The 8,233-nt window shown below is 38.0% G+C and carries 8 protein-coding genes; 3 read left to right on the forward strand and 5 right to left on the reverse strand.

The features are described 5' to 3' along the window. Positions 1 to 136: 136 nt before the first annotated feature. Genes AW17_RS22270 through AW17_RS22290 form a run of 5 tightly spaced genes read right to left on the reverse strand, consistent with a single transcriptional unit; the run spans position 137 to position 5,618 of the window. Positions 137 to 577, reverse strand: a complete 441-nt coding sequence (locus AW17_RS22270; protein ID WP_245235128.1) for an L-rhamnose mutarotase — start codon at positions 575 to 577, stop codon at positions 137 to 139. Positions 578 to 635: 58 nt separating this feature from the next. Beyond that, positions 636 to 1,934: an alpha-L-fucosidase gene (locus tag AW17_RS22275; protein ID WP_036670697.1), complete on the reverse strand. Its 1,299-nt coding sequence runs from the start codon at positions 1,932 to 1,934 to the stop codon at positions 636 to 638. Between the two features lie 13 nt (positions 1,935 to 1,947). Then, positions 1,948 to 3,600 (reverse strand): sodium:solute symporter, encoded by a 1,653-nt coding sequence (locus tag AW17_RS22280; RefSeq protein WP_029280304.1) that lies wholly within the window; start codon positions 3,598 to 3,600, stop codon positions 1,948 to 1,950. Positions 3,601 to 3,618: 18 nt separating this feature from the next. Further along, positions 3,619 to 4,839, reverse strand: coding sequence for an enolase C-terminal domain-like protein (locus tag AW17_RS22285; RefSeq protein ID WP_029280306.1), 1,221 nt, complete (start codon positions 4,837 to 4,839; stop codon positions 3,619 to 3,621). 14 nt (positions 4,840 to 4,853) lie between these two features. Next, a complete protein-coding gene (locus AW17_RS22290; protein ID WP_029280308.1) occupies positions 4,854 to 5,618 on the reverse strand; it encodes an SDR family NAD(P)-dependent oxidoreductase in 765 nt (254 codons plus the stop codon). A 206-nt stretch (positions 5,619 to 5,824) separates the two neighbouring features. Here AW17_RS22290 and AW17_RS22295 point away from each other — a divergent pair, with 206 nt between their 5' ends. The 3 genes from AW17_RS22295 (at position 5,825) to AW17_RS22305 (ending at position 7,974) form a co-directional block, all read left to right on the forward strand. Next, on the forward strand, positions 5,825 to 6,703 hold the full coding sequence (locus AW17_RS22295) for an AraC family transcriptional regulator (protein WP_029280310.1): 879 nt from the start codon (positions 5,825 to 5,827) through the stop codon (positions 6,701 to 6,703). An 87-nt stretch (positions 6,704 to 6,790) separates the two neighbouring features. Continuing rightward, positions 6,791 to 7,594 carry an ABC transporter substrate-binding protein gene (locus AW17_RS22300; RefSeq protein WP_029280312.1) on the forward strand — a complete coding sequence of 268 codons (804 nt, stop codon included), beginning with the start codon at positions 6,791 to 6,793 and terminating at the stop codon, positions 7,592 to 7,594. Positions 7,595 to 7,728: 134 nt separating this feature from the next. After that, entirely contained in the window at positions 7,729 to 7,974 is a 246-nt protein-coding gene (locus AW17_RS22305) for a hypothetical protein (RefSeq protein ID WP_029280314.1), read from the forward strand. The last annotated feature ends 259 nt before the right edge of the window (positions 7,975 to 8,233 follow it).

The following is an 8,233-nucleotide window of genomic DNA, read 5'->3' on the forward strand; positions in this document are numbered from 1 at the left end:
CAAATAATTATCGAACTCAGGTTATTAAGCTAAGCTTTTGTTTAAAGAGATAAACACAGCCTTTAATATTTCAGCTGTGTTTATTTAAATAACTCATTTTAGTCGATAAAAGGCTCATTGTTTGTATGCCGTATTACTAATCTTTGTGAAAAACTTCTTCCATATTGCTCCAGGTTTCACCTTTAGCAGCAGCATCGGGCAGTGGAATCTGAGTCGGTGCGGTTTCTTTCCACCAACGTTGCGTAGTGGTATCAGCAGCCATCTTTTTCATATCAGCAGCAAAATCGTTTCCGGTATACTCGAAATAGCTAAAAAGATACTGTTTGCCCTCAATTTCTTTTAAATAAATGGAATAATTATGGATGTTGCATGCTGTTATTTTTTTTAATACCCCTGGCCATACGGCAGCATGTAACTTTTTGTAATAAGCCATCTTTTCGGGTTTCAAACCTGTAATACTGCCATAACGTAACACTTTGTTTGCTGCATTTACTCCTGTTTTTACAGGTGGATTACAGGCAGTAACCATTAGCACAAAAGCCAAGGCCAAGAAATACATTGTTTTTAAATTTTTCATGAGCATATAATTTGCTTTTTAATGGTTATAGAACCTTGCCTACTGACCAAGTATCAATTTATTCAATAACTGGAATGTTTTCTGCGTTTCCGTTTAATTCTAGCACAACAATATAATCTGATTGGTTGGCCTGGTTGCCGGGAAGTTGTAGAGAAATGCCATCTTTTTGCTCCATATTAATGGTTTGGTTATTTAACAGATATGCTTTTTTAACTTTTAAACCTAGGATAGCCTTTAAACTCAACTTGGCCAGATTGGTGTTTAATACATGCACGTAAATTTTATTCCCCTTTCTGGTCGTTGCGTAATCATTGTTCGGTTGGAATGGGCCACCTTTTGTGCCATAAATGGCTTCACCATTGGTTTTTAGCCAATCGCCGATTTCTTTTAAGCGTTCTATTTGGCGGGCTTCAATTCTACCATCTGGCATGGGGCCTACATTTAATAAAAGATTGCCATTACCTCCTGCTGTTTTCGAAATAATTTCGAGGCATTGTTTAAGCGGTTTCATTTTGTCGTTTGGTTTCCAGGCCCATTGGTTACAAATAGTAAAACAGCTTTCCCATGGCGTAAACATATTTAATTTGCCTACTACCTGTTCTGGCGTGTCGTAATCGCCTATCATTTTAGAAGCATCAATGTTTTTATTTTCCACTGCTGCAAATTCTTTTCCCAAGCGGTTATTGGTAATTATATCTGGTTTTAAGTGTTTTAGATATGCATATAAATCTTTACCCATTTCGTCTGTCCAGGGTTTTTCCCATTGCCCATCAAACCAGAGCATATAAGGATCATATTTGGTAATGAGTTCCTTTAACTGGTTTTTCATATAAAGCACATATCGGCTCATGTCTGATTTTGGATCAATTGTTTGGTTTTTTGGAGAGTGGATCGGGTAATCTGGATGATGCCAGTCTAATACCGAGTAATAAATACAGAACTTAATTCCCTGTTTTTTACAGGCTTCGTTTAATGCACCAACAATATCTTTTTTATAAGGTGTGTTGGTAATATTGAAATCAGTAAATGCAGTTGGCCATAAGCAAAACCCGTCATGATGACGTGCTGTAATGGTCAGATATCTCATTCCGGCATCTTTTGCTGTTTTTACAATAGCATCGGCATCAAATAGAACAGGGTTAAATTCTTTGTAGAGATTGTCGTAATCTTCTGTTGGAACCTGATCGCCACGGCTCCAGCCAATCTCGGTGCCGCGTAAACTCACTGGCCCCCAATGAATAAACATACCAAACCGTTTATCCATAAAATCGTTCATTACTGAAGCATTTGTTTTGGTTTGCGCGTTAACACTGAAAAAGGTAATTAGTGCAACGAAGAACAAGAGAAATCTTTTCATATTCATATCAATTTTATTTAAAGTAGACGTATAAAATACCCATTATCACCAATAAAAGCACCGACAGAAATTTGTAGTTGCCTATCCCGCTCCAGCCTTTACTTTTAAGGGGGTCCCAAATAGAATTCCAGTAAAGGGCTTCGCTTTGGGCGGTATGTTTTACAGGATAGATGTAAGAAAATATAACCTGTATAAATACACAGATGCAGAACAGGTAAAATGCCATCATCATAAAGGGGATTTTGCCGATTATAGTTTCTGTACCATATAATTTGTTTACCATAAAAACACTTGCCCCAATAATAGAACCGAGCAGCAAAGTATATTGCGCCCCTTTAGCTGATGCTTTTTTCCAAAATACCCCTAGTAAGAACACACAGGTAATAGGAGGGGCAATATGTGCGATTACATCATTTATGCCTTCGAAAAGGCTTTGATAGCTATTTAATAATGGCAAGAGGCTTATTGAAACGGCTAATGCAATACCTGCCGACCAGCGACCTACACTAACTAATTTTTTATCGCTGGTTTCGGGTTTAAATCTTTTGTATAAATCATAACTGCTTAATGTAGCGATAGAATTTAACGCACCCGCAATTTGACTCATTAATCCTGACAACAATGCGGCTACCAAAATACCTACCAATCCTTTAGGCAAAAGCTGGGTAATCATTAAGGTATAAATGCCTTTGGTGTTTAGCACCATTTCGCCTTTGGCGCCAACAGTTTGCAAACTCGATAAATCCATAGTTCCCGATTTATACAAGATATAAGCAAACAAACCAGGCAGCACGAAAATAAACACAGGTAAAATTTTGATGAAACCGCAAAACAAGGAACCTACGCGGGCATGGTTTTCGTCTTTTGCGCCTAAAACACGTTGTACTATGGTTTGATCAGCACACCAGTACCAAATGCCCAAAACCGGATACCCTAAAAATACCGCTATCCAACTCATCCCACTCTTATCGCCGATAGGGCGTATCATACTGAGCTTATCCATGGCATTTTCCTTTTGCAATATAGCCGTCATATGATCCCAGCCGCCAACTTTATTCCAGGCAAAATAGGTAATGATGATGGCGCCGGTAATGAGTACTAAACTTTGTATGGTTTCGGTAACTACCACGGCCCTTAAGCCGCCAATAATGGTGTATAGTCCTGTTAGCGAGGCAATTACCACTATACTTACATACATATCTATGCCGAATAAGGTTTCGAGTACAATACCACCCGCTAAAAAGGAAAAGGCAATGTGAATAATGATGGCCGATAGGATAGAGATGAATGCCAACCAGTCTCTACAGGCCTGGTTATACCTTCGCTCTAAAAAATCGGGTAAAGTAGAAATACCCGAGCGGATATAGAAAGGAATAAATAACAAGGCCAAAAGGATAAGGGTAAAGGCCGCCATCCATTCAAAATTGCCATTTAAGAGTCCGCTGTCAAACCCACTCTGTGCCAAACTTACCAAATGGAGGCAGGAAATGTTTGTTGCGAACAGTGCAAGGCCAATCATTGGCCATTTTAAAGTTTTTCCTGCCAAAAAATATTCACCACTGGTGGTTTCTTCGTTTTTCTTTTTTCGTGTTCCGGTCCATAAACCTATGGTTACAATAAAAAGTATATAGGCAATGGTAATCACGATATCGATTGTACTGATCATATTTGGTTAGATTTTGGGTTATTTTAAATCACAGCTGCTTCCCGCTTCTTGTGGAGTGATGTAAACTCCGTTTTCAATTTTAATCGGATTTTTAAAGTGTTGTTTTAAATGGGGAATATGTTCCAGAAATAAAGCTTCGTGGCCCATGGCAATATGATTAAACAGTACCAGATGCTGATGTAACTGCCCCATGTCGCCAACATGTGGCACAACCGGCACGCCAAATTTTTTGCACAATAAACTAATTGTAATGAATTCGCTAACGCCGCCTACACGTACTGCATCTACCTGCGCAAAACCTGTACAGCCAGTTTGCAGGTAGTTTTTAAAAATAATGCGGTTGGGTACATGTTCTCCCAAGGCCAATTTAACAGGAGCAATTTCTTTAGCCAAAGTCTGGTGTGCCAATACATCATCCGGGTGGGTAGGTTCTTCCACCCAGAAAGGATTCATATTTTTAAGCTCATTACATATGGAAATAGCTTGTGGCAGCGTCCATTGCTGGTTGGCATCTAACATTACTTTTGAGGTCTCACCAGCAACTTCACGTACAATGTTTGCCCTTCTGATATCACGCCTAGGATCGGCAGATCCTACTTTAAGTTTCATTGCGGTAAAACCATTGGCAATAGCCTTTTTACAGTTTTCGCGCACCTTTTCATCGTCGTAATTAAACCAGCCTACAGAAGTATCGTATCCTGGATAACCGATATCAAGAATAGCTTCCCTCGATTTTTTGAAATCGGTTTGGCTTTGCAGCATGGCAATTGCCTCTTCTTTGGTGAGTACATCTTCCAGGTAGGAGAGATCGAGCGTATTCACAATTTCTTCGGGACTTAAATCGATCAATAGTTTCCAAAGTGGTACGCCGCGTTTTTTTGCCCATAAATCGTAACAGGCATTGGTTACAGAAGCTAATCCTAAATGTACAACACCTTTATGCGGTCCTAACCACCTAAATTGCTGTTCGTTTGATAACGTGCGAAAAGTCTGTCCGAAATCGCTCATCAGTTCTTCAATATCTTTCCCCTTTAAGGTATTAGCATAAAATTGAGCGGCATTGCAGACCAAATCGTTACCAGCGCCCAGGGTAAAGGCTAAGCCTGTTCCTGTTATGCCGTTTTCGTTGGTTAAATTGGTAACTGCATAAGAGTATTGAGGATCTTTATGGATAGCATCGCTGCCTGCGCCCGTTGATAGTTCAAATCGTTTGTCGCTAATTTCTATTTTGTTTATCATGTTTGTAATCTGTATTATATGATGGTTCTGTATCCTAGTTCGGCTCCACCGCTTACCGGTAAAATAGTTCCTGTTATAAATCTGGCAGCATCGCTGAGTAAGAATAAGCAAGCATCTGCAATTACATCACCGGCTGGCATGCTTCCCAATGGCTGAAGTTTATCTAAGTAATGTTGTATTTCTTCTTTATTGGGCTGTTCTTTACTCCATGATTGCAGGGTTGGGGTATTAATCGCTGCGGGTGAAACCGCATTAACGCGTATTTTGTATGGCGCATAATCTAAAGCCATGGCTTTCGTTAATGCATTAATTGCACCCTTTGTGGCTACATAGGCGGCATGATTGTCTTGCCCTATTGTGCCTACCATCGAGCTGGTATTTAAAATACAACCCTTTGTTTTTTTAAGATGCTTGATGCCATGGCGGGTGGTATATAAAATGCTTTTTAAGTTAACATCCATCAATAAATCCCACTCAGCATCTGTAGTCTGATCGAGCGTTTTTGAAGGATGCGCAATCCCTGCATTGTTATGTATAGCATCTATAACACCAAACTTTTCGATGATCGTTTTAAAAGCATCTTTTACATCATTTTCGTTAACCAGATTGCAGGTTATGGCTATTTTTTGCGCGGTTTCGAGTTCATTGAGTTTGCTTTCGGCTATTGGGTTTTGATCAAGAATGCAAACAGTAGCGCCAGCTTTTGAATAAGCCTTTGCACATTCCCAGCCAATGCCATCGGCACCCCCTGTTAGTACAATAATTTTATGATGAAGCATGTTAGTTATTTGGTTAGCATTTGTAATAGCTAATTTATTAAGGAAAAAAGAGATTAACTGAGGTATAATTCGCTAATAATGATGTTATATTAGCTGTTTTACTGAAATTATTTGCATTAGTTGGTAATTTAAGATGTAAATGGTAAATTAGTTTTTCATAACCAGATAGGCATCATAACTAATGGTAAAGAAATAGTTTATATCAAATGAAACCGATTTTTGCCAAAATACTTGATGGAAAAGTAAATGATGTTTACGGCATAAAGGTTGTAAACGCGCCTTACTTTTCTACCGAATTCCATTTTCACGAAGAATGCCAGCTCACCTATAACGTTGAGAGTGAAGGGCGCCGCATGATCGGTGATAGTATTGAAGATTTTAATAACGAGGACATGATTTTTGTAGGCGCTAATTTGCCTCATGTATGGCACAATAGCCAGCAATATTTTAGCAATTCGACACCAAATATCCATGCACATTCGATTTCGCTTTTTCTCCATCCCGAAAAAATACTGGATATTTTTCATGAGCCAGAGAATATCCAGAAGCTTAAAAATTTTTTCCAACTGGCTAAACGTGGAATGAAATTTAACTTTTCGGCCAGAAAGGAAATAAAACCTTTGTTGTTAAAAATTGCTCAGGCAACAGAAGAAATAACGCGTTTAATAGGGGTGCTCGAAATTTTAAACCTGCTTTGTCAAAATAAAGATTATGTGTTACTGGCGAGCCCGGGCTATACCAATAACTATCAGTTAAAAGATAATGATAGGATGGACAAAATTTTGAAATATGTTTTTGATAATTTTAATAAAGAGATATTGTTGGTAGATGCTGCCGAGATGACCAATATGAATAAACAGGCTTTTTGCAGATATTTTAAGAACCGTACACAGAAAACTTTTGTCACTTTTGTTAATGAAGTAAGAATTGGGCATGCCTGTAAATTAATTGCCGAAAGCGATCACCAGATAAGTGAAATGGCTTATATATGTGGTTTTAACAGTCTTTCTAATTTTAACAAATTTTTTAAGCTCGCAAAAGGCGTTACCCCAAAAGAATATAAAAAAATGTTGTTTGCAGATTGATGAGGTGAAAATTTACTGAATGAAGAATGTTCTTTTAAAAGACCTCCTTTAAACAGACTAATCTTTACTAAATCCTATATTTGCAATATGCAAAAGTCCTTTATCGATCAAATGGGCAGGGAAATTTTCATCAATTTTCCACCTAAACGGATTATTTCTGTTGTGCCCTCACAAACAGAATTGTTATTTGATTTGGGATTGGATAAGGAAATTATCGGCTTGACCAAATTTTGTATCCATCCGATAGAAAAATTTGCAGAAAGAACCAAGGTTGGTGGAACAAAAAAGCTTAACATCGATTTAATCAAAGATTTAAAACCCGATTTGATTATTGGCAACAAAGAAGAGAATACGCAAAGCGATATAGAGGAGCTCGCAGCAGATTTTCCGGTTTGGATGAGCGATATTTTCACTTTGGATGACGCGATGAAAACCATTGGACAAATAGGGGAGCTTGTAGATCGCGAGCCAGAAGCTAGTTACCTTAACCATTTAATTTCTGCTGGATTTAATGATCTGAAAACACTTGCACTTCAACAGCATATTGATAAAAAGGTTGCCTATCTCATTTGGCGCAAGCCCTACATGGCTGCTGGAAAAAATACCTTTATAAACGATATTTTGCTGATTAATGGTATGACGAATGTGATTACGCAAGAACGTTATCCATCGGTTACACTAGAGGAACTGAAAACTTTAAATTGCGAACTGATCCTACTGTCGTCCGAGCCTTATCCTTTTGGAGAAAAACACATTGAAGAAATTCAGGCGGCCATTCCTGAAGCAAAAATTATACTGGTAGACGGAGAAATGTTTAGCTGGTATGGAAGCAGATTGGTAAAAGCTGTGCAATACTTTTTTGAGTTTCAGAAGCAAATTATTAGCTTTTAAAGGCAAATTTTCATAATTTGTAGCATACCGTTAAGTTATCCCGTTATCATACCATTACAATAAAAAATCATAATCCGATGAAAAAAGTATTAATACTATCCCTGTTCGTGGCTGTAATTTCCAGTTGCAGTTCAATGAAAAACGGAGGAAACTCAACTACAGTTACTGCAAGTGGAACAATTGAAAAATTAGGCATGACTACGTTTCAGTACGGTACACATTTATTAAAATCCGACAATAAAACTTATGCCTTAAAAAGTGCAAGTATAAATCTAGATACCTATTTAGATAAGAAGGTTACTATAAAAGGGAAAAAGGTTTCTGGCTATCCATTAGAAGGCGGACCTGAATTGGTTGATGTAACTCTCGTGAAATTTTGATACCTATCTGGTTAAGATAATGGCGTCATTCCAGTGAAAACCTATCGTGTGGGCACATCTTTTGAGGTTAATTTTTCAGGCATTTTGCTAGCTTCCTTAAATAACCCATTGTTTTAACCGAAGAACGCCGTCAATCCCAAGGGCCAGAGAAATCAAAAAAACAGTTGTAGAAAGAACAAATAGCACTGCCAAACCTAAAACACAGTGGTTTTGTGTTCATAGAGGCTAATTTAATGCTTTAAGAAATATTGAACACAAA

This window comes from Pedobacter borealis DSM 19626 (assembly GCF_000708285.2).
Lineage (GTDB): Bacteria > Bacteroidota > Bacteroidia > Sphingobacteriales > Sphingobacteriaceae > Pedobacter > Pedobacter borealis.

Bases quoted from the DNA above. Each gene is read 5' to 3' on its own strand.
- AW17_RS22270 (WP_245235128.1), bottom strand. From the start codon at position 577: ATGAAAAATTTAAAAACAATGTATTTCTTGGCCTTGGCTTTTGTGCTA.
- AW17_RS22285 (WP_029280306.1), bottom strand. From the start codon at position 4,839: ATGATAAACAAAATAGAAATTAGCGACAAACGATTTGAACTATCAACG.
- AW17_RS22290 (WP_029280308.1), bottom strand. From the start codon at position 5,618: ATGCTTCATCATAAAATTATTGTACTAACAGGGGGTGCCGATGGCATT.
- AW17_RS22295 (WP_029280310.1), top strand. From the start codon at position 5,825: ATGAAACCGATTTTTGCCAAAATACTTGATGGAAAAGTAAATGATGTT.
- AW17_RS22305 (WP_029280314.1), top strand. From the start codon at position 7,729: ATGAAAAACGGAGGAAACTCAACTACAGTTACTGCAAGTGGAACAATT.
- AW17_RS22275 (WP_036670697.1), bottom strand. From the start codon at position 1,934: ATGAAAAGATTTCTCTTGTTCTTCGTTGCACTAATTACCTTTTTCAGT.
- AW17_RS22280 (WP_029280304.1), bottom strand. From the start codon at position 3,600: ATGATCAGTACAATCGATATCGTGATTACCATTGCCTATATACTTTTT.
- AW17_RS22300 (WP_029280312.1), top strand. From the start codon at position 6,791: ATGCAAAAGTCCTTTATCGATCAAATGGGCAGGGAAATTTTCATCAAT.